The organism is Streptomyces sp. NPDC001502, assembly GCF_042894785.1.
Classification (GTDB): Bacteria; Actinomycetota; Actinomycetes; order Streptomycetales; family Streptomycetaceae; genus Streptomyces; species Streptomyces kutzneri.
In genome coordinates this window covers 140,863-162,369 of record NZ_JBIAVW010000006.1, presented here as the reverse complement: position 1 = coordinate 162,369, position 21,507 = coordinate 140,863, and the positions used below count along the sequence as shown (strand labels likewise).

18 protein-coding genes are annotated in these 21,507 nt (G+C 73.1%); 10 read left to right on the top strand and 8 right to left on the bottom strand.

Features of this window, described 5'->3' with window-relative positions:
* Window positions 1-153: 153 nt before the first annotated feature.
* Genes ACFY0D_RS12560 through ACFY0D_RS12545 form a run of 4 tightly spaced genes read left to right on the top strand, consistent with a single transcriptional unit; the run spans window position 154 to window position 4,597 of the window.
* Complete coding sequence (locus ACFY0D_RS12560) at window positions 154-1,068, top strand: galactokinase (protein WP_390798308.1); 915 nt, start codon at window positions 154-156, stop codon at window positions 1,066-1,068.
* A 56-nt stretch (window positions 1,069-1,124) separates the two neighbouring features.
* A complete protein-coding gene (locus ACFY0D_RS12555; RefSeq protein ID WP_390798307.1) occupies window positions 1,125-2,411 on the top strand; it encodes an alkaline phosphatase family protein in 1,287 nt (428 codons plus the stop codon).
* Between the two features lie 25 nt (window positions 2,412-2,436).
* Window positions 2,437-3,699 carry an MFS transporter gene (locus tag ACFY0D_RS12550; RefSeq protein WP_390798306.1) on the top strand — a complete coding sequence of 421 codons (1,263 nt, stop codon included), beginning with the start codon at window positions 2,437-2,439 and terminating at the stop codon, window positions 3,697-3,699.
* Window positions 3,674-4,597 (top strand): SDR family oxidoreductase, encoded by a 924-nt coding sequence (locus ACFY0D_RS12545; protein ID WP_390798305.1) that lies wholly within the window; start codon window positions 3,674-3,676, stop codon window positions 4,595-4,597. Before ACFY0D_RS12550 ends, ACFY0D_RS12545 begins: the two co-directional genes overlap by 26 nt.
* Here ACFY0D_RS12545 and ACFY0D_RS12540 read toward each other — a convergent pair.
* Both ACFY0D_RS12540 and ACFY0D_RS12535 read right to left on the bottom strand, forming a co-directional pair.
* Window positions 4,588-5,379, bottom strand: coding sequence for an ATP-grasp domain-containing protein (locus ACFY0D_RS12540; protein WP_390798304.1), 792 nt, complete (start codon window positions 5,377-5,379; stop codon window positions 4,588-4,590). The two genes, ACFY0D_RS12545 and ACFY0D_RS12540, sit on opposite strands and share 10 nt — an antisense overlap.
* 40 nt (window positions 5,380-5,419) lie before the next feature.
* A complete protein-coding gene (locus ACFY0D_RS12535) occupies window positions 5,420-6,181 on the bottom strand; it encodes a TetR/AcrR family transcriptional regulator (RefSeq protein WP_390798303.1) in 762 nt (253 codons plus the stop codon).
* A 108-nt stretch (window positions 6,182-6,289) separates the two neighbouring features.
* Between ACFY0D_RS12535 and ACFY0D_RS12530 the strand changes: the two genes are divergently transcribed.
* Entirely contained in the window at window positions 6,290-8,551 is a 2,262-nt protein-coding gene (locus tag ACFY0D_RS12530) for an ATP-binding cassette domain-containing protein (protein WP_390798302.1), read from the top strand.
* A 100-nt stretch (window positions 8,552-8,651) separates the two neighbouring features.
* Window positions 8,652-9,293: a TetR/AcrR family transcriptional regulator gene (locus ACFY0D_RS12525; protein ID WP_390798301.1), complete on the top strand. Its 642-nt coding sequence runs from the start codon at window positions 8,652-8,654 to the stop codon at window positions 9,291-9,293.
* On the opposite strand, the gene ACFY0D_RS12520 is transcribed toward ACFY0D_RS12525, so the two are convergent.
* Window positions 9,280-10,440, bottom strand: a complete 1,161-nt coding sequence (locus ACFY0D_RS12520) for an enoyl-CoA hydratase/isomerase family protein (protein WP_390798300.1) — start codon at window positions 10,438-10,440, stop codon at window positions 9,280-9,282. The two genes, ACFY0D_RS12525 and ACFY0D_RS12520, sit on opposite strands and share 14 nt — an antisense overlap.
* Here ACFY0D_RS12520 and ACFY0D_RS12515 point away from each other — a divergent pair.
* Window positions 10,439-11,002, top strand: a complete 564-nt coding sequence (locus ACFY0D_RS12515) for a dihydrofolate reductase family protein (RefSeq protein WP_390798299.1) — start codon at window positions 10,439-10,441, stop codon at window positions 11,000-11,002. The two genes, ACFY0D_RS12520 and ACFY0D_RS12515, sit on opposite strands and share 2 nt — an antisense overlap.
* A 21-nt stretch (window positions 11,003-11,023) precedes the next feature.
* Here ACFY0D_RS12515 and ACFY0D_RS12510 read toward each other — a convergent pair whose 3' ends face one another.
* Entirely contained in the window at window positions 11,024-11,584 is a 561-nt protein-coding gene (locus ACFY0D_RS12510; RefSeq protein WP_390798298.1) for a DUF6434 domain-containing protein, read from the bottom strand.
* A 69-nt stretch (window positions 11,585-11,653) separates the two neighbouring features.
* On the opposite strand from ACFY0D_RS12510, the gene ACFY0D_RS12505 reads away from it, so the two are divergent.
* On the top strand, window positions 11,654-12,235 hold the full coding sequence (locus tag ACFY0D_RS12505; protein ID WP_390798297.1) for a hydrolase: 582 nt from the start codon (window positions 11,654-11,656) through the stop codon (window positions 12,233-12,235).
* An 80-nt stretch (window positions 12,236-12,315) separates the two neighbouring features.
* A complete protein-coding gene (locus ACFY0D_RS12500) occupies window positions 12,316-14,283 on the top strand; it encodes an NAD-binding lipoprotein (RefSeq protein ID WP_390798296.1) in 1,968 nt (655 codons plus the stop codon).
* A gap of 45 nt (window positions 14,284-14,328) precedes the next feature.
* Here ACFY0D_RS12500 and ACFY0D_RS12495 read toward each other — a convergent pair whose 3' ends face one another.
* The 4 genes from ACFY0D_RS12495 to ACFY0D_RS12480 all read right to left on the bottom strand — a co-directional run bounded on the left by ACFY0D_RS12495 (window position 14,329) and on the right by ACFY0D_RS12480 (window position 20,665).
* Window positions 14,329-16,290, bottom strand: coding sequence for a flavin monoamine oxidase family protein (locus tag ACFY0D_RS12495; RefSeq protein ID WP_390798295.1), 1,962 nt, complete (start codon window positions 16,288-16,290; stop codon window positions 14,329-14,331).
* A gap of 159 nt (window positions 16,291-16,449) precedes the next feature.
* Complete coding sequence (locus tag ACFY0D_RS12490; RefSeq protein ID WP_390798294.1) at window positions 16,450-17,187, bottom strand: carbonic anhydrase; 738 nt, start codon at window positions 17,185-17,187, stop codon at window positions 16,450-16,452.
* Between the two features lie 302 nt (window positions 17,188-17,489).
* Window positions 17,490-19,307 carry an ABC transporter ATP-binding protein gene (locus ACFY0D_RS12485; protein WP_390798293.1) on the bottom strand — a complete coding sequence of 606 codons (1,818 nt, stop codon included), beginning with the start codon at window positions 19,305-19,307 and terminating at the stop codon, window positions 17,490-17,492.
* A gap of 200 nt (window positions 19,308-19,507) precedes the next feature.
* Window positions 19,508-20,665, bottom strand: a complete 1,158-nt coding sequence (locus tag ACFY0D_RS12480; RefSeq protein ID WP_390798292.1) for an agmatine/peptidylarginine deiminase — start codon at window positions 20,663-20,665, stop codon at window positions 19,508-19,510.
* Between the two features lie 157 nt (window positions 20,666-20,822).
* Between ACFY0D_RS12480 and ACFY0D_RS12475 the strand changes: the two genes are divergently transcribed.
* Window positions 20,823-21,497 carry a TetR/AcrR family transcriptional regulator gene (locus ACFY0D_RS12475; RefSeq protein ID WP_390798291.1) on the top strand — a complete coding sequence of 225 codons (675 nt, stop codon included), beginning with the start codon at window positions 20,823-20,825 and terminating at the stop codon, window positions 21,495-21,497.
* Window positions 21,498-21,507 lie beyond the last annotated feature (10 nt).

Here is a 21,507-nt window from a genome sequence, read left to right as displayed (position 1 = left end):
GCGGCCGGCCACGTCGGAGCGCACACGGGAAAGCGGTCCTCTTCTGCGGCGGCCCGCCGCGACACGGCAGGAGCGTCCGCCGCCGCGGAACCGCCCCAGGGGTCCCCCGCCGCGGTACCGCCCCAGGGGTCCGCCGCCACGGCCGGCGCCGCCGTGACCGCTGACCGTGCCGGGGGCGACCTGGCCCGGCGGGCGACGGCCGATCCGCTGTTCCGGCTCGTCGCCTACGCCCTGGAGGCCGCGCACGGTCGGCCCCCGGCCGCCGTGTGGAGCGCCCCGTACGCCTTCCACCTGGGCTCCCCCGGGCTGGTCGCGGCGGCCGGCTGGCCGACGGCCGCGGCGGCGGCCCCGCGCGCCGACGGCCTGGTGCGGCTCAGCTCCCTCGGTCATCCCGCGGACAGCTGCGATCTGCCGCTGACCCTGTCCGGGCCGCCGCCCGCCGCCCCCGCCTGGGCGGCCCGGCCGTACGCCGTGCTGCGGGCGCTGGCCCGGGCCGGATACGGCGCCGGCGGGACCGACCTGCACGTCCAGGGCTCGCTCACGGGGGCCGCCGGGCTGGCCACGGCGGAGCCCGCGGAGTGCGCGGTGGCGCTGGCGGTGGCCGACGTCCACACGGGGGCGGGTGAGGGGCCGGACCGTGAGCAGCTGGCCCGGCTGCTGGCCGGGGCGCTGCCGGACGGGGACGACGGACTGCGCCGGGCGGTGCTGTTCGCCCGGTCGGGCAGAGCCCTGCTGCTGAGCGCGGAGCCCCGGCGGTGCCGTCGCTACGTCGCCTTCGACCCGGCGGCGTCGGGGGCGCGGCTGGTGCTGGTCGCCGTCCGCGGGGAGGCCGCGGACCGGCCGCGGGAGCTGGCGCGGGCCGTGGCCTGCGCCCGCCGGGCCGGAGCACTGAGCGCCTGGCCGCCCGGGCAGGGGCGGGAGCCGGGGCGGAGCGTACTGGTGCTGCTGCCCCAGGCGCGTCTGGCGGCGGTGCGGGCCGCGGTGGCGGAGGACTTCCGCGACCGGGGGCGGCCCGTACCGCGGTTCCTGAACATCGCCGTGGCCGGTGCGGCCCGGCGCGAGGAATGACCGCAACGACCACGACCCGGGGCCGGACCCGGGCGACACCGAGGAGGAGAACACCCATGCCCACCCTTCGACCCTCACCGACGGCGCGCGCGAGACGCGGGGCCCGATGGCCGGCGCTCGTGGCCGGGATCGGCGCGCTCGGCCTGCTGGGCGCGTTCACCGTGGCCAACTCCGAGGCCGCCGTGCCCGGTTCGGCCTCCGTCTCCGCGGCGGCCGCGGCCGCCGCGCTGCCGGCGTACGACCACGTGGTGGTCGTCGTGTACGAGAACAAGCAGTACGGGGAGATCATCGGCAGCGCGAACGCCCCGTACGTCAACCAGCTGGCGAACGGCGGCGCGAGCCTGACCGGTATGAAGGCGCTGACCCACCCCAGCCAGCCGAACTACTTCAACCTCTTCTCCGGCGCCACGCAGGGCATCACGGGCGACGGCTGCTACACCCCGCAGTCGATGACGGCGGCGAACCTCGGCCAGGAGCTGATCGCGGCCGGCAGGACCTTCGCGACGTACAACGAGGACCTGCCGAGCGAGGGGTCCACGGCCTGCACGAACGGCCAGTACGCGCAGAAGCACAACCCGTGGTTCGCCTTCAAGAACGTGCCGCTGAACACGGGCAAGACCTGGGCGCAGTTCCCGCAGAACAACTTCGCGGCGCTGCCGAGCCTGTCCTTCGTGGTCCCCAACCAGTGCAACGACATGCACTCGTGCTCGGTCGGCACGGGAGACACCTGGACCAGGAACAACATCGACGCCTACGCGCAGTGGGCGAAGGCCAACAACAGCCTCCTGGTCCTGACCTGGGACGAGGACAACTATCTGGGCTCGAACCAGATCGCCACCGTCTTCTACGGCGCGAAGGTCAAGACGGGCAAGTACGCCACGGCCTTCAACCACCACCATCTGCTGCGGACGTTCGAGGATCTCTTCGGCACGGCGACGCATGCGGGCAACGCGGCCAGCGTCCAGCCGATCACCGAGGTGTTCGACACCTCCACGAACCCGACACCCACACCGACACCCACCCCCACGCCCACTCCGACGTCCACGCCGACTCCGACCCCGACCCCGACGCCCACCTCGGGCGGCCTGCAACTGGCCAACCCGGGCCCCCAGACCTGCAAGTTCAACCAGTCCTGCACCATCCAGCTGAGCGCCACCGGCGGCAGACCTCCGGTCCGGTACGCGGCCACCGGCCTGCCCTGGGGGCTGACCGTCGACGCCGGCTCCGGCCGGATCAGCGGCAAACCGTGGGGCAGCGGCACGGTCCAGATCACCGCGACCGCCACCGACTCCACGGGCACCACCGTCACCGCCGCGTTCCCGCTCACCGTCAACTGGTTCTAGACCCCGGTCTGTTCTGGAGGCATCCGTGTACCTGTCGACCAGCCGGGCCTCGGACATCGCCGGGGACACCCCGGCCCCCAAGGGCCCCCTGCGGGCCGTCCCCGGCACGGTGTTCGCGCTCGGGCTGGTCAGCCTGGTCACGGACGTCTCCGCGGAAATGGTCACCGCCGTCCTGCCGTTGTACCTGATGGCCGGACTCGGCATGTCCCCGCTCGCGTTCGGCGCCCTGGACGGTCTGCACCAGGGCGCCACCGCGGTCCTGCGCCTCGCGGGCGGGCGGATCGCCGACCGCACCCGGCGCCACAAGCTCGTCGCGGGCACCGGCTACGCGCTCTCCGCCGCCTGCAAGGCGGCCCTGCTCGCCGTCGCCACCCCCTGGTCGGTGGCGGCGGTGCTCGCCGCCGACCGGACCGGCAAGGGGCTGCGCACCGCGCCGCGCGATGCGCTGATCTCGCTGTCCGTTCCGCCCGGGGAGCAGGGCCGCGCCTTCGGGGTGCACCGCGCGCTGGACACGGCGGGCGCCCTGCTGGGGCCGCTGGCCGCGTTCGGGGTGCTGTGGGTGGCGGTGGACGGGTACGAGGCCGTGTTCACCGTGAGCTGCTGCGTCGCCGTCCTGGGCGTGGTGCTGCTCGCGCTCTTCGTCCGGGAGGCACCGGCGCGGATTCCCGTGCCGGCCCGGGCCCGTCCTCCGCTGCCCCCGGTACGCACCCTGCTGCGCCTGCCCGGCCTGCGGGGGCTCTGCCTGACCGCCGTCGTGCTCGGCCTGTTCACCGTCGGCGATGCCTTCCTCTACCTGCTGCTCCAGCGCCGGCTCGACCTGTCGGCCGCGTACTTCCCGCTGCTGCCCGTCGGCACGGCGGCCGTCTTCCTGCTGGCCGCGCTGCCCGTGGGCCGGCTCGCCGACCGGCTGGGCCGGCGCCGGGTCTTCCTCGGCGGGCACGTGCTGCTGCTCGGTGCCTGCCTGCTGCTCCTGGCCCCGCTGCCGGCCGGGGCGCTGCTGGTCGTCGGTGTGCTCGCGCCGCTCGGCCTGTTCTACGCGGCCACCGACGGGGTGCTGATGGCGGCCGCCGGGCCGCTGCTGCCCGCCGAGCTGCGTACGACCGGGCTCGCGGTGCTCCAGACGGCCCAGGCGCTGGCCCGGTTCGCGGGTTCCCTGCTGTTCGGGGCGGTCTGGACGCTGTGGGGGCCGGGCCCGGCGCTCGCTCTGGCGGCGGCCGGGCTGTTGCTGTCGCTGGCGGCGGTCGCCGTCGTAGGGTCGGGGCATGCCGGAAACACAGCGAACTCTTGAGGGCAGGGTGGCCCTGGTGGCCGGGGCGACGCGCGGCGCGGGCCGGGGCATCGCCGTCCAGCTGGGCGCGCAGGGTGCGACCGTGTACGTGTCGGGGCGCAGCACCCGGGGCAGGCGGTCGGAGTACGACCGGCCCGAGACGATCGAGGAGACGGCAGAGCTGGTCACCGCGGCGGGCGGGCGGGGGATCCCGGTGGTCGCCGACCATCTGGTGCCGGCGGAGGTCGAGGCCCTGGTCGGTCGGATCGACGCGGAACAGGGCCGCCTGGACGTCCTGGTCAACGACATCTGGGGCGGGGAGCTGCTCTTCGAGTGGGACAGCACGGTCTGGGAGCACGACCTGGACAAGGGGTTGCGGCTGATGCGGCTGGCCGTGGAGACCCATGCCATCACCAGCCATTTCGCGGTGCCGTTGCTGCTGCGTGAGCCGGGCGCTCTGGTGGTGGAGATGACGGACGGAACCGCCGAGTACAACGCGAGCCGCTACCGGGTGTCCTTCTTCTACGACATCGCCAAGTCCTCGGTGCTGCGGATGGCGTTCGCGCTGGGGCACGAGCTGGGGCCGCGGGGGGCGACGGCGGTGGCGCTGACGCCGGGCTGGCTGCGCTCGGAGATGATGCTCGACACCTTCGGGGTGACGGAGGCGAACTGGCGGGACGCGCTGGCCAAGGTCCCGCACTTCGGGATCTCCGAGACCCCGTCGTACGTGGGCCGGGCGGTCGCGGCCCTCGCCGCGGACCCGGAGGTGGCCCGCTGGAACGGCCGGTCCCTCTCCAGCGGGCAGCTGGCCCGGGAGTACGGCTTCACGGACCTCGACGGGAGCCGCCCGGACGCCTGGCGCTACATGGTCGAGGTCCAGGACCCGGACCGCCCCGCGGACACCACGGGCTACCGCTGAGCGGACCGGGCGAACGGCAGGTCCGCCGGGGCGGTTTCGGCCGTGGGTCCGGCGGCCCGCAGTACGACGTCGAGCACCCGCTCGGGGTCGCAGGCGTACCCTCCGCTGGACCAGGCCGGGTTGGCCTCGATGACCGCCCATCCGCCGCCGTCCGGCAGGCCGACGTCCACCACCGCGGCCGACGGCAGTGAGCCGTCGGCCGCCGCGAGCAGGTCGGCGGCGAAGGCGCGGACCTCCGCCGCGTACGGGTCCAGGGCGAGCGGCGCCGGGTCGAGCCTGGGCCCCACCGCGTAGCGGCTGCCGTCGTGCACGGCTGCGTCCAGGACGAACAGCCGGTACTCGCGGTCGAACCGGACGATGTCGCTGACCAGCACCGGCAGGTCGTCGTCGAAGGCGTCCGGGCCGGGCAGCCGCGAGCCGTCCGGGTAGATCCGGGCCGGGAAGAACTTGTCGGTCGGCGGTTTGACGAAGGCCGGCCGGCGCAGTCGCCGGGCCTCGGCCAGGGTGACCGCCTCGATCCTGCGCCCGGTCAGCGCGAGCGGCAGCCGTGCGAGCCAGTCGGCGGGCGGTTCCAGCGCGGTGACGTCCAGTTCGCGGGCCACCTTGTCGGCCAGCAGCGGCCCGCCGTAGAGGTGGGTGCGCCCGGCGCCCTGTGCGCCGTCGGGCGAGCTCCAGCCCTCCGCCGTCACCGCACGCAGCCCGCGCCCCGTGGCCGCCTCGGCGAGGCGGAGCCGCGTGTCGGAGGCGCGGGGGGCGAAGAGCAGAACACGATCACCGGTCATGCGGCCATGATGCCCCGGACCGCGCGGACGGCCTATCGGATTACCGCGCGGGACGGGAGTCGATCAGGTGGGCCAGGCCGTCCAGGACGCACCGGAGGCCGAAGGTCCAGAGGGCCTGCGGGTGGTAGCCGCCGACCGCGCTGCCTACGCGGCCGGCGAGCGGGTAGCGCTCGGGGTCCAGGGCCTGCTCCAGCAGCGGGGCCGTCACGGCCCACCACTCGTCCTGGCTCTGGCGGCTGTTGTGCGCGGCGTCGTCGGCGGCGGCCAGGGCGTTCGCGTGGACGAAGCCGAGGAGATGGGTCAGGGCCGCGTCCATCTCGGTGTCGGTGAGGCCGATGCCCTCGAAGGCGGCCAGTTCGTACTCGTACTTCCCGATCACTCCCGGGCCCAGCGGCGGGCGGGTGACGGGCAGATCCGCGATCCAGGGGTGCCGGGTGAGCAGGTCCCGGTTGTCCTCGGCCACGCGGGCGACCCTGGTCCGCCAGGGCTCCCCCGCGGCCGGTGCCGGGCGTTCCATGCGTCCGTAGGCCTCGTCCAGCATGAGGTCGAGGAGTTCGGCCTTGCCGGGGACGTACGTGTAGAGGGTCATCGGGGTCACGCCCAGGCGCTGGGCCAGGGCGCGCATGGTGAGCGCGGCCAGTCCGGCCTCGTCGGCGAGTTCGGTCGCGGCCCGGACCACGGCGTCGACGGTGAGGCCCTGCCGCGGGCCGCGCCGGCCGGGCGGGGCGGGCTGTCCGGACCCGCGCCACAGCAGCTCCAGCGTGCGGGCGGGGTCGCCCGCCCCACTGCGGTCCTTCGCCATGTCCGGTCCTCCGAGTGCGTGCCAATAATTCACTACACCGTACAGAATACAGCGTATAAAGTAAGCTCGAAACGCCGCTATCGCACCACCGCAACCGCGAGGAGTTCCGTGCAGATCGCCGCCGACAGTCATCAGGTCATCCAGGTCCGCGGAGCGCGGGAGAACAACCTGGCGGACATCTCCCTCGACATCCCCAAGCGCCGGCTCACCGTCTTCACCGGTGTCTCCGGCTCCGGCAAGTCCTCGCTCGTCTTCGGCACCATCGCCGCCGAGTCGCAGCGGATGATCAACGAGACGTACACGGCGTTCCTCCAGTCCTTCATGCCGAGTTCGGGCCGGCCCGACGTGGACGGGCTGCACAACCTGAGCGCCGCCATCGTCGTCGACCAGGAGCGGATGGGCGCGAACTCCCGCTCCACGGTCGGTACCGCCACGGACGCCTCGACCATGCTGCGGATCGTCTTCTCCCGCCTCGGCGTCCCGCAGATCGGCGCGGCCGGCGCCTTCAGCTTCAACGCCCCGGACGGCATGTGCCCGCACTGCGAGGGCATAGGGCAGGTCTCCGACATCGACGTGGACCAGCTGGTGGACCGCGAGCTCTCGATCAACGAGGGCGCGATCACCGTCCCCGGCTTCGCCGTCGACACCTGGTACTGGCAGATCATGGCCAACTCCGGCTTCTACTCCGCCGACACCAGACTCAAGGACTTCACGGAGCGGGAGTGGGCCGACTTCCTGCACATGAGCCCGGTGAAGGTGAAGTCCGGCTCCAACAACTTCACCTACGAGGGTCTGATCGCGAAGATCCAGCGGACGTACCTGTCCAAGGACCGCGAGGGGATGCAGCCCCACATCAGGGCCTTCGTCGACCGCGCCGTGGTGTTCACCGACTGCCCCGACTGCGGCGGCACGCGCCTGTCAGCGGCGGCGCTGTCCTCGCGCATCGACGGGGTGAACATCGCCGAGTGCTCGGCGATGCAGATCAGCGACCTGGCCTCGTTCGTCCGCCGGATCGAGGACCCGGGCGTCGCCCCGCTGCTCGCCGGCCTGCGGGACCTGCTCGACTCCCTCGTGGAGATCGGCCTGGGATACCTCAGCCTGGACCGGCCCTCCGGAACCCTGTCCGGCGGCGAGGCCCAGCGGGTCAAGATGGTGCGGCACCTGGGCTCCTCGCTCACGGACGTCACCTACGTCTTCGACGAGCCGACCACCGGTCTGCACCCGCACGACATCCGGCGCATGAACGACCTCCTGCTGCAGCTGCGCGACAAGGGCAACACCGTGCTGGTGGTGGAGCACAAGCCCGAGGTCATCGCGATCGCCGACCACGTCGTCGATCTCGGCCCCGGCGCGGGCACGGCCGGCGGGCGGCTGTGCTACACCGGAGACGTGGCCGGGCTGCGCGCCTGCGACACCCTCACCGGGCGCCATCTCGGACACCGGGCACGGCTGCGGGAGTCGGTGCGCACCCCGCGCGGGCACCTGTCGGTCAAGGACGCCGATCTGCACAACCTGAAGGACGTCAGCGTGGAGGTGCCACTGGGGGTGCTGACGGTGGTGACCGGGGTCGCCGGGTCGGGCAAGAGCTCGCTGATCCACGGGTACCTGGCCCGGCGGGACGGGGTGGTGGTGGCCGACCAGTCGCCGATCCGCGGCTCGCGCCGGTCCAATCCGGCAACCTACACCGGGCTGCTGGGGCCGATCCGGACGGCGTTCGCCAAGGCCAACGGGGTCAAAGCGGCCCTGTTCAGCGCGAATTCGGAGGGTGCCTGCCCGAAGTGCAACGGCCTCGGGCTGGTCTACACGGACCTGGCGATGATGGCCGCGGTGGCCTCGGTCTGCGAGGAGTGCGAGGGCCGGCGGTTCACGCCCGAGGTGCTGACGTACCGGCTGCGCGGCAAGAACATCAGCGAGGTGCTGAACATGCCGGTCGCGGAGGCTCACGCGTTCTTCCCCACCGGGCAGGCGCGCGCGGTGCTCGGTCGGCTGGCCGACGTCGGCCTCTCGTACCTGCGGCTCGGGCAGCCGCTCAACACCCTGTCGGGCGGTGAGCGGCAGCGCCTCAAGCTCGCCATCAGCATGGCCGAGAAGTCCTCGACGTACATCCTGGACGAGCCGACGACCGGCCTGCACATGGCCGATGTGGACAAGCTGCTGGCCCTGCTGGACCGGCTCGTCGACGACGGGAACTCGGTGATCGTCATCGAGCACCACCAGGCGGTGATGGCGCACGCCGACTGGCTGATCGACATCGGCCCGGGCGGCGGCCACGCGGGCGGCGAGGTCGTCTTCGAGGGAACTCCGGCGGACCTGGTGGCCGGGGCGGACACCCTGACCGCCCGTCACCTGCGCGAGTACCTGGGCTCGTAGCACGGCGCCGGACGCCGTACGCGGGCCGCGTACGGCGTTCGCACCGTCGGCCGGTGCTGTGACCGGCAAACCTTGCCGGTCACAGCACTAGGCTGGCGCCATGTCAGCAGACGAGCGGACGCGCCCGCGCCGCAAGGACGAGCAGCCCGCGCTCAGCCGGGCCCAGATCGTCGCGGCGGCCGTCCGGCTGCTCGACGCCGAGGGCATCGACGCGCTGAGCATGCGCAGGCTCGGCACGGGGATGGGCGCCGCCGCCACCTCCCTGTACCGGCACGTGACCGGCAAGGACGAGCTGATCGGGCTGGTCGTGGACGAGGTCTACGGCGAGCTGGAGGTGCCCGGCGCGGCGAGCCCCGCCGAGTGGCGTGATGCCGTCTCGCGCGGCGGCCACGGCCTGCGCGCGATGGCCCTGCGCCACCCCTGGGTGGCTTCCGTGCTCGGCCGGGTGGGGCCGGCGCACCTCGGCCCGAACCTGATGCGCGTGGGGGAGCGGATGCTGGCGCTCTTCCGGACGGCCGGCTTCCCGGCGGACGAGGCGGACCGGGCCATGAAGGCGGTCGTCTCCTACGTGGTCGGCGCCATGTCCGGCGAGGCCGCCCACCTCTCGCGGCTCGCCCGCAGCGGGCGCAGCGAGCAGGAGTGGGTGGAGGGCCGGGACCCGCGGAAGCTGCGCGAGGAGAACTTCGACTACGGACTCCAGCGGGTCCTGGACGGCCTGGAGATGCGGCTCAGCCGCGGCTGAGGCCGTCCGGCGGCGGCAGGCGCAGTTCGCGGTCCTCCCCGAGCGGGGCGAAGAAGCGCTCCACGTCCGCGTCGGTCACCTCGGCCAGGGTCGCCGGGGACCAGCGCGGGGTGCGGTCCTTGTCGACGACCTGCGCCCGGATTCCCTCGACCAGGTCGGGCGCGGTCAGCCCGTTGCAGGAGACCCGGAACTCCTGGGCCAGCACCCGCTCCAGCGGGCCGAGCTCTGCGGCCCGGCGCAGCGCGGCGAGGGTGACCTTGAGGGCGGTCGGGGACTTGGCGAGGATCGTCTCGGCGGCCTCCTTGGCGGCGGGTTCCCCCTGGCCGAGCAGCCGCTCCACGATCTCCTCGACCGTGTCGGCCGCGTAGCAGCGGTCGATCCAGCCGCGCCGGTCGGCGAGTTCCCCGGGCCCGGGGGTGCCTGCGTACCGCGGCAACACCTCGTGGGCGGGTGCGCCGGCGAGGGCGGCGGCCAGCTCCGGGAGCCGCTCGGCCGGTACGAAGTGGTCGGCGAGCCCGCACAGCAGCGCGTCGGCGGCGCCGACCGCGGTGCCGGTGAGGGCGAGGTGGGTGCCGAGGTGGCCGGGCGCGCGGCCGAGCAGGTAAGTGCCGCCGACGTCGGGGACGAAGCCGATGCCGGTCTCGGGCATGGCGACGCGGGAGCGCTCGGTGACGACCCGGACCGAGCCGTGGGCGGAGACGCCGACTCCGCCGCCCATGGTGATGCCGTCCATGAGGGCGACGTACGGCTTGGGGTAGCGGGCGATGCGGGCGTTGAGCCGGTACTCGTCGCGCCAGAAGCCGGCGGAGGCGGTGTTCCCGGCCTTGGCGTCGTCGTGGATGGCCCGGATGTCCCCGCCCGCGCACAGGCCGCGTTCACCGGCGCCGCGGATCAGCACCTGCTGGACGGCGGGGTCGGACGCCCATGCGGCGAGGGTTTCGTCGATGCGGATCACCATGGGGTGGGTGAGGGCGTTGAGGGCCCTGGGGCGGTTGAGGGTGACCACCCCGGTCCTGCCGTCGGTGTGGAACAGCACGGTGTCCGCGTCTTCCGGCTTCACGTCTTCGGTCTTCACACCGGCCAGTATCACCGCGGCCCGCGCCGCTCCCGCCGCCGGGCGCTCCCGGGGCGTACCGTGGGCTGTCATGCGGAAGATCGTGCTGATGGCAGGGGTGTCGCTCGACGGGTACATCGAGGGGCCGGAGCGGCAGATCGACTGGCACTGCGTCGACGACGAGCTGCACCAGCACATGAACGACGTACTCCGCCCGATGGGCGGTTTCCTCAGCGGACGCGTCACGCACGAGCTGATGGCGGACTACTGGCCGACCGCCGACGCCGATCCCGCGAACGCCGGCACGGTGGCCGAGTTCGCCGAGATCTGGCGGTCCATGCCCAAGTACGTGTACTCGCGCACCCTGCGGTCGGCCGAGTGGAACACCACGGTCGTGCGGGACGTCGTGCCCGAGGAGGTAGCCGCGCTCAAGGCGGCTCCGGGCGGCGACCTGACGCTGAGCGGGGCGGATCTGGCCGCCTCCTTCCTGCGCCGGGACCTCGTGGACGCGTACCGGATCTACGTGCACCCGATGCGGATCGGGCGCGGCACGCCGCTCTTCCCCACCCTCGACTACGCTCCGGCGGCCCTGCGGCACACGGACACCCACACCTTCGGCAACGGCGTCGTCCTGCTGCGCTACGAGCGCGCGTGACGTGCCGGGGCGTGTCCTGGCTCAGTCGCGGGGGCGGGCCCGGTGGGCCTGCCACGCGGCCAGGGCCTCCGCACGGGTGCCGTCCGGGTGCCGGGCGTGCCAGGCGCGCAGGAACCGGTTGAACTCGAACTGCGCGCCCACCTCCTGGGGTTCGGCCGCCCGCGCGCGGGTCGCGTGCCAGTGGGCGACGGCCTCGGCGAGGGTGTGCCCCGCGTGCCCGGCGACGTAGTCGCGCATGAAGCCGTCGAAGTGGAAGCCGGGTCCGATCTCGTGGACGAAGTACGCGCGCAGCACCTGGCTGCAGCGCTGGCCCGGCGGGATCACGGTCGCGCCGGTGACGGGGGCGGCCAGCTGGCGCCCGGCGCGGCGGGGTGCGGGGGCCGCCGGGGCGGCGGGCGCGGGAAGTCCGTCGAGGGCGGCGGCGAGCCGCGCGGTGACGGCCGCCTTGCCGCCGCCGGCCGGGATCCCCGTCTCCCGTGCGAGCGCGCTCAGTTCGGCCAGCGTCCAGTACCAGCGCAGCAGCTCGGCCCCGGTCAGCGCGGCCGTCGGGGCGGGCCGGGATTCCCCCGTATTCGTACTCATGTTCCTATTCTATGTGCGGCGCCGACCCGCCGGCCCGTACTCCCCCACCGCCTCCCGAGGAGAGAACCCATGACCGCAGAACCCCACCGCCTCGCCCTCGGCGGGGACACCGCCCTCGTCCTCATCGACCTCCAGACGGGCATCCTCGACCGGCCCGCCGCCAAGCCCGCCCCCGAGATCCTGGGGAAGGGGATCGCGCTCGCCGAGGCGTTCCGCGCCCACCGGCTGCCCGTGGTCCTGGTCAAGGTGGCGTGGTCCCCGGACGGCGGTGACCTGCCCACTGCGAACGTGGACCGCCCCGGCCCGGCCGCCGCCCCGCCCGCAGCCTTCTCCAAGATCCCGGCCGAGCTGGCGGCCCTCGGGGACGTGGTCGTCACCAAACGCCACTGGGGCGCCTTCACCGGTACCGAACTCGACCTCCAGCTGCGCCGCCGCGGGATCCACCGCATCGTGCTGGCCGGCATCTCCACCAGCGTCGGCGTCGAGTCCACGGCCCGTACGGCGTGGGAGCTCAGCTACGACCTGGTCTTCGCGGAGGACGCGACCGCCGACGTCGACCCCGACTCGCACGCCCATACCTTCGGCAAGATCTTCCCCCGCATCGGCAAGGTCAGCACCACGGACGAGATCATCGCGGCCCTGGACTCCTGACCGGGCGCGCTCCGGGGGCGGTTCACCCGTAACCGGGCGGGCGCCCGCGGGTTAGCAGCGCGGAAGGCGAGGGAGTTCTCATGGCGCAGCGGCACACGACGTCCTTACGGCTGCGTCTTCGGTACCGGTTCGACCATCTGGTCGCAGGGGGGACCACCGCGCTCATCGGCTGGTTCGCCCTGGCCTGTCTCGCCGTCGTGGTCCCGGCGAGCACGGTGCTCGTCTGGGCCGACCGGGCCGCCCCGGCGACCCTCTCCGGCCGGCTCACCGCCGTCTGGGTCAGTGTCGGGCAGACGCTCAAGATCGGGGGCGCGGTCGGGTCCCCCCTCTACGTCACGGCCTCCGTGGCCCTCGCCCTGACCGCCCTGCTGTTCGTGTCCACGCTGGTCGGTCTGATCACCACCGGCATCAACCGGCGCATCATGCTGCTGCGCCGCGGCCACTCCACCGTGCTGGAATCCGGGCACACCGTCCTGCTGGGCTGGTCGGACCAGATCTTCCCGGTGGTCGGGGAACTGGTGGCCGCGAACGCCAACCGGCGCAGGTCGGCCGTCGCCGTCCTCGCTCCGAAGGACAAGGTGGAGATGGAGGAGGAGATCTCCACCTCCGTCGCGGGCACCGGCACCCGTACCGGCACGACGCGGATCATCTGCCGCAACGGCCGCACCACCGACCCCACGGAGCTGGCCCGGGTGAGTCCGCGGACCGCCAAGGCCGTGCTCGTCCTGCCCCCCGAGGGGGACACCGGTGACGCCCAGGTGGTGAAGACACTGCTCGCCCTCGGCGCCGCGGTCCCCGAGCCCGGCGGGGCGGTGGTGGTCGCCGCCGTGCGCGACACCCGCAACCATCTCACCGCCCGCCTGGCCGCCGGACCCGGCGGGCACGTCCTGTGCGTCGACGACATCATCGCCCGGCTCCTCGTCCAGACCGCCCGCGAGCCCGGTCTGTCGCTCGTCTACCAGGAACTCCTCGACTTCGCGGGCGACGAGTTCTACACCGCCGCCGCCCAGGACCTCGCCGGACGCACCTTCGGCGAGGCCCTGCTGGCGTTCACCACCTCCTCGGTGGTCGGTCTGCTGCACGCCGACGGCCGCGCCGCGCTCAATCCGGACCCCGGTACGGTGATCGGCGCGGGAGACCGGATCGTCCTCATCTCCGAGGACGACGACACGGCCGTACCGGCGGACGCGTCCGCGTGGGTCGACGAGGACGCGATCGTCACGGCCCGCCCCGGGACGCCCGAGGCCGAACGGCTGCTCCTCCTCGGCTGGAACCGCCGCGCGCCGCTCCTCGTGGAGCAGCTCGACCAGTTCGTCGGCCCCGGGACCACGCTGGACGTCGTATCGCTCGCCGACGACGTGAGAACGCGCGCCGCCGCCGGCGTCGCGGGGGCGCGCAGCCGCCTCGAAGTGTCCTTCCGCAGCGGGGACATCACCGATCCCGAGCTGCTGGCCAAGCTGGACGTGCCCTCCTACGACAGCGTGATCGTCATCGGCGAGACGGGCCACGAGCCCGTGCCCCACGCGGCGGCGCTGGCGCCCGCCCGCGCGATCGACCTCGGCCTCGCTCCGGAGACCGGGGCGCAGACGGACGACCGGACCCTGGTCACCCTGCTGCATCTGCGGGCCATCGGGGAGGCGGCGGGGCGGGAGCTGTCGCTCACCACGGAGATGTCCGACGACGGCAACCGGCTGCTGGCGCCCGCCCGGGAGGGTGCCGATTTCATCGTCAGCGGCCGGCTGATCAGTCTCCTCATGACCCAGATCTCGGAGAGCCCCTATCTCGCCGACGTCTTCGAGGAGTTGTTCGAGGCGGAGGGGAACGAACTCCACCTGAAGCCGGTCGCGGACTATGTGCGCACCGATCGCGAGGTGGCGTTCGCGACCCTCGTCGAGTCGGCCCGCCGGCGCCGCGAATGCGCGGTCGGCTACCGGCTGCGCGCCGAGGCCGCCGTGGGCCCCGCGTACGGGGTGCGGCTCAATCCGGACAAGGGGCAGCGGGTCCGCTTCGGCGAGCACGACTGGCTGATCGTGCTCGCCGAGAGCTGAGACGGCCGCCGGCCGTGGCCGTGGCCGTGGCCGTGGCCGTGGCCGTCAGAGGGTCGAGTGGACCTCCAGGGCGGTGCGTACCGCGGACTCCAGGGCTCCCTCGATCCACGCCGGCTTGATGGAGGTGTGGCACCCGGCGAAGTGCAGGTTCCCTTCGGCCTTGCGGACGTGGGGGAAGAGTTCGGTGTGCTGGCCGGGCAGCAGCACGGAGGCCTCGCCGTAGGCGTACGGGTCACGCATCCAGGACTGGGTGCGCCCGACGCCGGTGTAGAACACCTCGATCCGCTGCCCGAACACCTCCTGCACCCCGGCGAGCGCGCGCGGGTAGCGCTCCTCGTCGTCCAGGGAGTCCCACTTCAGGGCGTCGTCCGACCAGCTGTAGGAGGCGAGCACGACGCCGCCCGCGCTGCCCTCGACGGGGTAGGAGGGCTGGAACATGAAGCGGTTGGGGTTGTCGGTGGCCGAGCCGCCGCCGATGACGTGGGCCGCCTCGGGCTGGTCCCGCGTGACCGCTCGGCAGGCCGCGTAGTGCGCCCGCTGCCCGCTGGAGATGCCGCGGTCGGACACGGACGCGTGCGCGCCGAGCAGGGTGCCGTCCGCCGGGGTCTGCCCGAGCTGGTACTTGCGGTACAGGCCGGGCTGGACCGCCTCCAGCTCGCGCTTCCAGTCGGCCTCGTCGAACTCCCACCAGCGGCGGCTGAATTCGAGCAGGACCTTGGTCGCCGCGTCGTAGTGCAGCTCGGTGATCGCGCGCCGCTTGCCGTACGAGAGCGCGGGCGCGACCGGGATGTGGCGCAGCCCGGAGAAGGGCACGGTGATGATCGCGGTGTCGCCGGTGAAGGTCTCGCGCCGCACGGGGCTGCCGCCGCGGCCCTCGGAGACGGTCTCGATGCTGACCCCGCCCTCCCCGTGGGTGATCCGGGTGGCGCGGCGGTCGAGCCGGACGAGGTCGTCGACGCGGGCGTAGAGGGCGTCGGCCAGGGTGGCGGTGCCGCCGGGCAGTTCGAAGAAGGCGGTGTCCGGGCTGATCAGCGAGGCTCCGATGAAGCTGTGCACGAAGGCGAGGTGCAGGCGGGAGGTGAGGTTCTCGACGGTGCCGATCAGGTCGATCGTCCGCTCGTCGAGCTTCGCCTCCTCGGTCAGGTAGCGGTACATCGACATGTGGCCGTAGCGCTGGATCACGCGGGCCCAGCCCTCGACGAGCTGCTTGTCCTTCTTGCCCTCGATCTCCTTGCGCACGGGGGCGAAGGCGTTGCGGACGATCTGCGCGGCGGGCAGGGCCTCATAGGCCGCCGGGACCCCGAAGGACTTGTTGAGGGCCTGCGGGCTGCGCGCGTAGTCGGCGCGGCGGACGCGGATGCCGTTGACGAAGATCCACGTACGGTAGGCGGGGCGGCCGGACCCGTCGACATCGACCAGGTGGAAGCGCCGCCGCTTCAGGCCGAGACTGTCGATCAGCCCGGTGACCAGGGGGTGGCTGTCGGGAATCCGCATCGCGCCGGCCTCGGCGTACTGCTTCGGGTCGGCGAAGGGGGCGGCGGACTTCTCGTGGCCGCCGGCACGGAAGGTCTTGATCCGGCCGCCCACCCGGTTGCCGTTGGCCTCGATGACGGTGACCTGGTGTCCGGCCTCGCGCAGCAGGTGGGCGGCGGCGAGGCCGGCGGGCCCGGCGCCGACGATCAGTACCTTCTTGCGGGTACGGGACCGGGGCAGGCCGTTCTTCAGCAGGATGTCGGAGTAACGGGGCACCAGGGGCTCGTCGTCGTCATCGCGTACGAGGACGGCCCGGGCGATGGTGAGGCAGGTCTCCCAGTCGGGGCGCGCCGAGCCGGACGGGGCCTGCGGGGTCCCGGCGGAGGCGGCGGCGACCGACAGGGCGCCGACTCCCGCGACGGCGGCCGCACCGCCGATGACGGTACGGCGGGAGGGGCGGCGGGAGGGCGCCGGCGCGGGCTCGCCGGAGGGGCCGGGCGTGGGATCGGGCGCGGGCACGGGTTCGATGATCATGTATCAACTCTCCCGGCCCCCAGGCGCCTTGAGCGCCCAAAGGCACCCGGACGGGAAACAATCACCCGCACGTGCGGTGCGGGCCTCCCGGCGCTGACGAACTGGGATTCGTACCGCGCCGGACCGGACCGTCCCGCCGGATCCGCCGGCCCCGGCGGGTCAGCCGATCCGGCGCACCCGCTGGCTGGTGAGTTCGTACCGGGCTCCGACGACGGCCAGGTGCCCGGCCGTGACCTTGGCGGCGAGCTCCGGTTCCGCGGCGAGCCGCGCCTGCACCAGCCGTACGTTCGCGGTGATCGCCGCGTCGATCCGCGCGGCCCCGCGCAGCGTGCGGTCGATCGCCGGGTGGATCTGGTCGACCAGGTACTGCATGTGACCCGGCAGCGGGGCCCCGCCCTCGTCGGCCCGGACGGCCGCGGCGACCGCCCCGCACGACTGGTGGCCCAGGACGACGACCAGCGGGATCCCCAGTTCGAGGACTCCGTAGGCGATGCTGCCGAGCACCGCCTCGTCCAGGACCTCGCCCGCCGACCGTACGGTCAGCAGATCGCCCAGGCCCTGGTCGAAGACCAGCTCCGGGGGGACGCGGGAGTCGACGCAGCCGAGGACGACGGCGAAGGGGTGCTGGCCGCCGACCAGCGTCTGGCGCACGGTCCGCGTCTCGTCGGGGTGCCGCTCGTGCAGGGTCCGCCAGCGCGCGTTGCCCGTCTCCAGCTCCCGCAGCGCGGACGCGGGGGTGGCGGGCCGGACCCTTCCGGGGCCCCCGGTGACGGGGGCCTCGGGAGTGCGGGGGGAACCGGCCACCAGGCCGGCTCCCAGGGCCACCGTGCCGGTCAGTACCACCCGGAGCAGCCGGCGCCGCCCCGGGACGCCGCGGCTTTCAGCAGGGATGCTCATATCAGGACAAAATACGCATATCCACCCCCGAAGGGTGGGTGCCGCTCTCGGGCGGGACCCGGGTGGGACCTCTCAGCGGGGCGCCGGCAGCCGTGCGAGCACCGTGCCGGGCCGCTCGCGCACCCCTTCGTCGGTGATGACCCCGTCCGCGCCGGTGTAGCCCGGCACCGTCCGCAGCGTGGCCTCCGCGCCCCGCCCCCGGCCGGCGGCGGCCGCGTTGACCCGCCCCGTGACCCGCCCCGTGACCCGCCGCGCGACGAGGACGGCGGATCACGGGGCGGGCCGGCAGGCCGGGCCCGCGGTCAGTGCAGGTCGGAGCGCGCGGCGGAGGTGTCGTCGAGGAAGCCCCCCGACTGGTGCTGCCACAGCTTCGCGTAGGCGCCCTCCGAGGTGAGCAGTTCCTGGTGCGTGCCGTGCTCGACGATGCGTCCGCGGTCGAGGACGACGAGCCGGTCCATGTTCGCGACCGTACTCAGCCTGTGCGCCACCACGAGGGCAGTCCGGCCCTCCATGAGCCGCCACAGCGCCTCCTGGACGAGGACCTCGCTCTCCGAGTCCAGGGCACTGGTCGCCTCGTCGAGGAGCAGGATCGGCGCGTCGCGCAGGATCGCCCGGGCGAGCGCGACGCGCTGGCGCTGCCCGCCGGACAGCTTGACGCCGCGCTCGCCGACCATCGTGTCGAAGCCGTCGGGCAGCGCGTCGGTGAACTCCGTGACGTGCGCCGCCTCGGCCGCACGGCGGATCTCGGCCTCGGTGGCGTCCGGCCGGGCGAAGGCGATGTTCTCCCGCAGGGTGCGGTGGAACATCGCCGGGTCCTGCGGGACGTAGGCGATCAGGCTGCGCAGGTCGGCCTGGCGCAGCCGGGTGATGTCCTGGCCGCCGATCAGGATCCGGCCGGATTCGATGTCCGTCATCCGCATCAGCAGCCGGGTGAGCGTGGTCTTGCCGCCCCCGGACCGGCCGACGAGGCCGATCTTCGTCCCGCCGGGCACGTTCAGGTCGAGGCCGTCGAAGAGCGGCTTGCCACCGCCGTGGGCGAAGGTGACCCGCTCGAAGCGGACGTCGGAGGAACCGGGCCGCAGCGGCTCGGGGACGGCCGGGTCGAGTACGGTCGGCGGCGTGAGCAGCAGTTCGGTGAACTGCGCGGCCTCCGTCATGGAGCTCTCCAGCCGGCGGTAGATCTGGTTGAACTCGAACATGATCCGCGTCGCGCTGGCGTAGTAGGTGAAGGCGACGATGATCGCCTCCACGCCGTGCTCTCCCCCGCCGAGCGTGACGGCGAGCAGCAGGCCCAGCGCGTTGGTCAGTACGGACATCGGTGCGACCAGCGTGTCGATGCGCAGGTTGCCGTAGTCCCAGGAGCGCAGGGTGAGCCGGCGCGACTCGGCGACGCGCGAGCGGTGTTCGGCCGCCTCGCGGTCCTCGGCGGCGAAGGCCCGGACGGTGTCCATGTTCATCAGGCTGTCGGCGACGTGGCCCGACACCCGGGCGATCGCCTCCTCGCGCTGGGCGACGAGGCCTTGGCGGCGCCGGATCAGCGGCGCCACGCCCAGCGCCGTCACGGCGATCAGGACCAGGAGTCCGGCCACGAGCAGCGGGTCGTACTGCCACAGCACCACGGAGGCGAACACCAGCGGTACGAAGCTGCCCATGACGGAGAAGGTGAGGGTGTCGACGAACTCCTCGAAGCGGGAGGCGAAGCTCAGCACCCTCTTGGTCAGCGACCCGGCGAAGTTGTCGTGGAAGAACGCGGCGTCCTTGGCGAACAGTTCGTCCATGCCGACCACGTACAGGTGCTCGATGCCGCGGGCGTCGAGGCGGTTGAGGCAGTGCAGGCCGAGGCGCCACAGCGCCTCCGCGAGGAGCAGGACCCCGGCGAAGGAGAGGACGTACGGCAGCATCGCGTCGACGGTGGCGCTGCCGCCTCCGGCGATGCGGCCGACGAGCTTGGCGACGATCAGCGGAGCGATGTAGTTGATGCCGATGTTGCCCAGCGCCGGGAGCAGCATCGCGGGTGCGGTCAGCCGTTTGAGGCGGGCCAACTCCCGTCCGTAGTAGCGAAGTGCGAGGAGTACCGGGCCCTTGCCCGGTCGTTTTTCGGGTGGTTCAGGCGTTCCCATGACAACCCTGTGCGTTCGTGTGCGGACGGCTTGCGGGAACCGAAGTGTCCCGTGGCGGTGTCCGCGTGGTCCAAGGATTTTCCCGGATGGCGGTATCTCGTACCTGTTCGTGCCCGGAAACGGTGGAGGGCCGTTCCGGATCGCTCCGGAACGGCCCCGTGGTCCTTGGCGCTCTGCGGTGGGTGTGGGGTGGGTGTCGGTTACGGGACGGGCTGCTGCTGGGTGACGCAGTGGATGCCGCCGCCGCCGGTGCCGAGCCGGTCGATGTTGAGCTGCTCGATGGTGCGGCCGGGGTAGAGCCGGGCCAGGGTGGCCTTCGCCGCGGTGTCGGCGCGGGTGTCGCCGAAGTGGGCGCTGATGACGGCGCCGTTGCACAGGTAGTAGTTGGCGTAGGAGGCGAGGAAGTCCGGGTTGGAGGAGCGGATCTTGTTGTAGTCGGGGCCCTGGATCTGGTCGACCGTCATGCGCGTGCCGTCGGCGGCGGTGGCCGCGGAGAGGATCTGGTACTGCTGGCGGGCGTCCTTGGCGTACACGTCGTTGTCCGAGGCCAGGGGCATCTGGACGGCGGCCCTGCCGGGGGCGAGGAAGCGCGAGGTCGCGTCGACGTGGTCGTCGGTGATGTCCTGGCCCTTGACCCCGTCGAACCAGATGACCTTGGTGGCGCCGTAGGCGGCGAGCAGGGCGGATTCGATCTGCGCCTGCGACTTGTTGGGGTTGCGGTTCTTGTTGATCAGGCTGCTGCGGGTGGCCATCAGGGTGCCGGCGCCGTCCTGTTCGACCGCGCCGCCCTCGCCGACCAGGGCGGCGGCGGTGAAGGGGACCCCGACGTAGGAGGCGATCCGGCCGGCGACCAGGTTGTCCCGCGAGTGGGCCTGCTTCTTGCCCCAGCCGTTGAAGTTGAGGCCGACGGCGTCCAGGCCGCCGGATCCGTTCGTGCGGAAGACGGGCCCCGTGTCGCGCATCCAGCAGTCGTCGACGGGGATGGTGCTGATGACGGTGACGGTGGAGCCGCACATCGAGCGGGCCTTGGCCGCGCCGGCGGAGTTGGCACAGATGTAGACCGGCTCGTACTTGGCGATGGTGCGTGCGATCAGCGCGATGTCCTGCTGGACGCCGCCGAGCGTGTTGCCCCAGATGGAGGTGGAGTCCGGCCAGGCCATCCAGGTGCGGGTGTGCCGGACGTCCTCGACGGGCACGCGGAAGGCGCCCGCCGCGGCCGGACGGAGCGCGGACGCGGCCCCGGCCCGCCCTTCGGTCGCCGCCAGTGCGGCCGCGGCGGCGGTGAGTCCCGCCGCTGCCAGGAACCTGCGTCTGCCCATGCCCTCGCCTGCGGGCCGGTTCACTGCGTGATCGTTCATGTGGGGGTCCTCCGATGGATCAACTCCCCGCGGGGACAGCGGGGTTGACCGGAAAGCTAAAACTGGCCAAGCGCTCGGTCAATAGTTTGGACGAGGTCATTCCGGTGGATCACGGAAAGCCCCAGGTCGCGGACCGAAGGCTGGTTAGAGTGACGCCATGGCAGCTGTCGCGAAGGACTCCGGGGGCCGGCCGGCCGCTCCCCCTGCAAGGGCCGGCCGGCCTCGGGCCTCGGCGAAGGGCGAACAGACGCGGGCGCGACTGATCGCCGCCGCGCGGACCCTGCTCGCGGGCGAGATGAGCGAGGGCTTCACCACCCGCAACGTCGCCGCACTGTCGGGCGTTTCGCACGGAATGTGCCACTACCACTTCCAGGACCGGACGGATCTCGTCCTCGCGGTCATCGAGGACATCCGCCCGGAATGGATCACGCCGCTGGAAGCGGCGGTGTCCGGCCCCGGACCCTTCGCAGAGCGCGCCGAACGGGTCGTCGAGCTGCTCGGCCGGCCCGAGGGCGCCGAGCTCTCCCACCTCCATTCCGCCCTGCACTGGCAGGCGTTGAACGACGCCCGGGTCCGGGAGAGCCTGGAAGCCGAGTACCGGCGCTGGCGCGCCTGCTTCGTCGCCCTCTTCCAGGTCCTGGCCGACGAACGCGGCGGGAACCTCGACCCGCGCCCCCTGGGACTGGCCGTGGCCGCCGCCGTGGACGGCCTGGCGGCCATGGACTCCCTGGGCGCCGACGGCGGTACGGGGCCGGTCCTGCGGACCTTGATCCGTACCCTCGCCGCGGGAGCGGGAGCGGGAGCCGGATCGGGAGCCGGATCCGGGCCGTGACCGGCACGGG

Excerpts from the sequence above, each read along its gene's own strand:
- ACFY0D_RS12555 (WP_390798307.1), top strand. The coding sequence starts at position 1,125 with ATGCCCACCCTTCGACCCTCACCGACGGCGCGCGCGAGACGCGGGGCC.
- ACFY0D_RS12545 (WP_390798305.1), top strand. The coding sequence starts at position 3,674 with ATGCCGGAAACACAGCGAACTCTTGAGGGCAGGGTGGCCCTGGTGGCC.
- ACFY0D_RS12540 (WP_390798304.1), bottom strand. The coding sequence starts at position 5,379 with ATGACCGGTGATCGTGTTCTGCTCTTCGCCCCCCGCGCCTCCGACACG.
- ACFY0D_RS12535 (WP_390798303.1), bottom strand. The coding sequence starts at position 6,181 with ATGGCGAAGGACCGCAGTGGGGCGGGCGACCCCGCCCGCACGCTGGAG.
- ACFY0D_RS12525 (WP_390798301.1), top strand. The coding sequence starts at position 8,652 with ATGTCAGCAGACGAGCGGACGCGCCCGCGCCGCAAGGACGAGCAGCCC.
- ACFY0D_RS12515 (WP_390798299.1), top strand. The coding sequence starts at position 10,439 with ATGCGGAAGATCGTGCTGATGGCAGGGGTGTCGCTCGACGGGTACATC.
- ACFY0D_RS12520 (WP_390798300.1), bottom strand. The coding sequence starts at position 10,440 with ATGACAGCCCACGGTACGCCCCGGGAGCGCCCGGCGGCGGGAGCGGCG.
- ACFY0D_RS12510 (WP_390798298.1), bottom strand. The coding sequence starts at position 11,584 with ATGAGTACGAATACGGGGGAATCCCGGCCCGCCCCGACGGCCGCGCTG.
- ACFY0D_RS12505 (WP_390798297.1), top strand. The coding sequence starts at position 11,654 with ATGACCGCAGAACCCCACCGCCTCGCCCTCGGCGGGGACACCGCCCTC.
- ACFY0D_RS12500 (WP_390798296.1), top strand. The coding sequence starts at position 12,316 with ATGGCGCAGCGGCACACGACGTCCTTACGGCTGCGTCTTCGGTACCGG.
- ACFY0D_RS12495 (WP_390798295.1), bottom strand. The coding sequence starts at position 16,290 with ATGATCATCGAACCCGTGCCCGCGCCCGATCCCACGCCCGGCCCCTCC.
- ACFY0D_RS12490 (WP_390798294.1), bottom strand. The coding sequence starts at position 17,187 with ATGAGCATCCCTGCTGAAAGCCGCGGCGTCCCGGGGCGGCGCCGGCTG.
- ACFY0D_RS12485 (WP_390798293.1), bottom strand. The coding sequence starts at position 19,307 with ATGGGAACGCCTGAACCACCCGAAAAACGACCGGGCAAGGGCCCGGTA.
- ACFY0D_RS12480 (WP_390798292.1), bottom strand. The coding sequence starts at position 20,665 with ATGAACGATCACGCAGTGAACCGGCCCGCAGGCGAGGGCATGGGCAGA.
- ACFY0D_RS12475 (WP_390798291.1), top strand. The coding sequence starts at position 20,823 with ATGGCAGCTGTCGCGAAGGACTCCGGGGGCCGGCCGGCCGCTCCCCCT.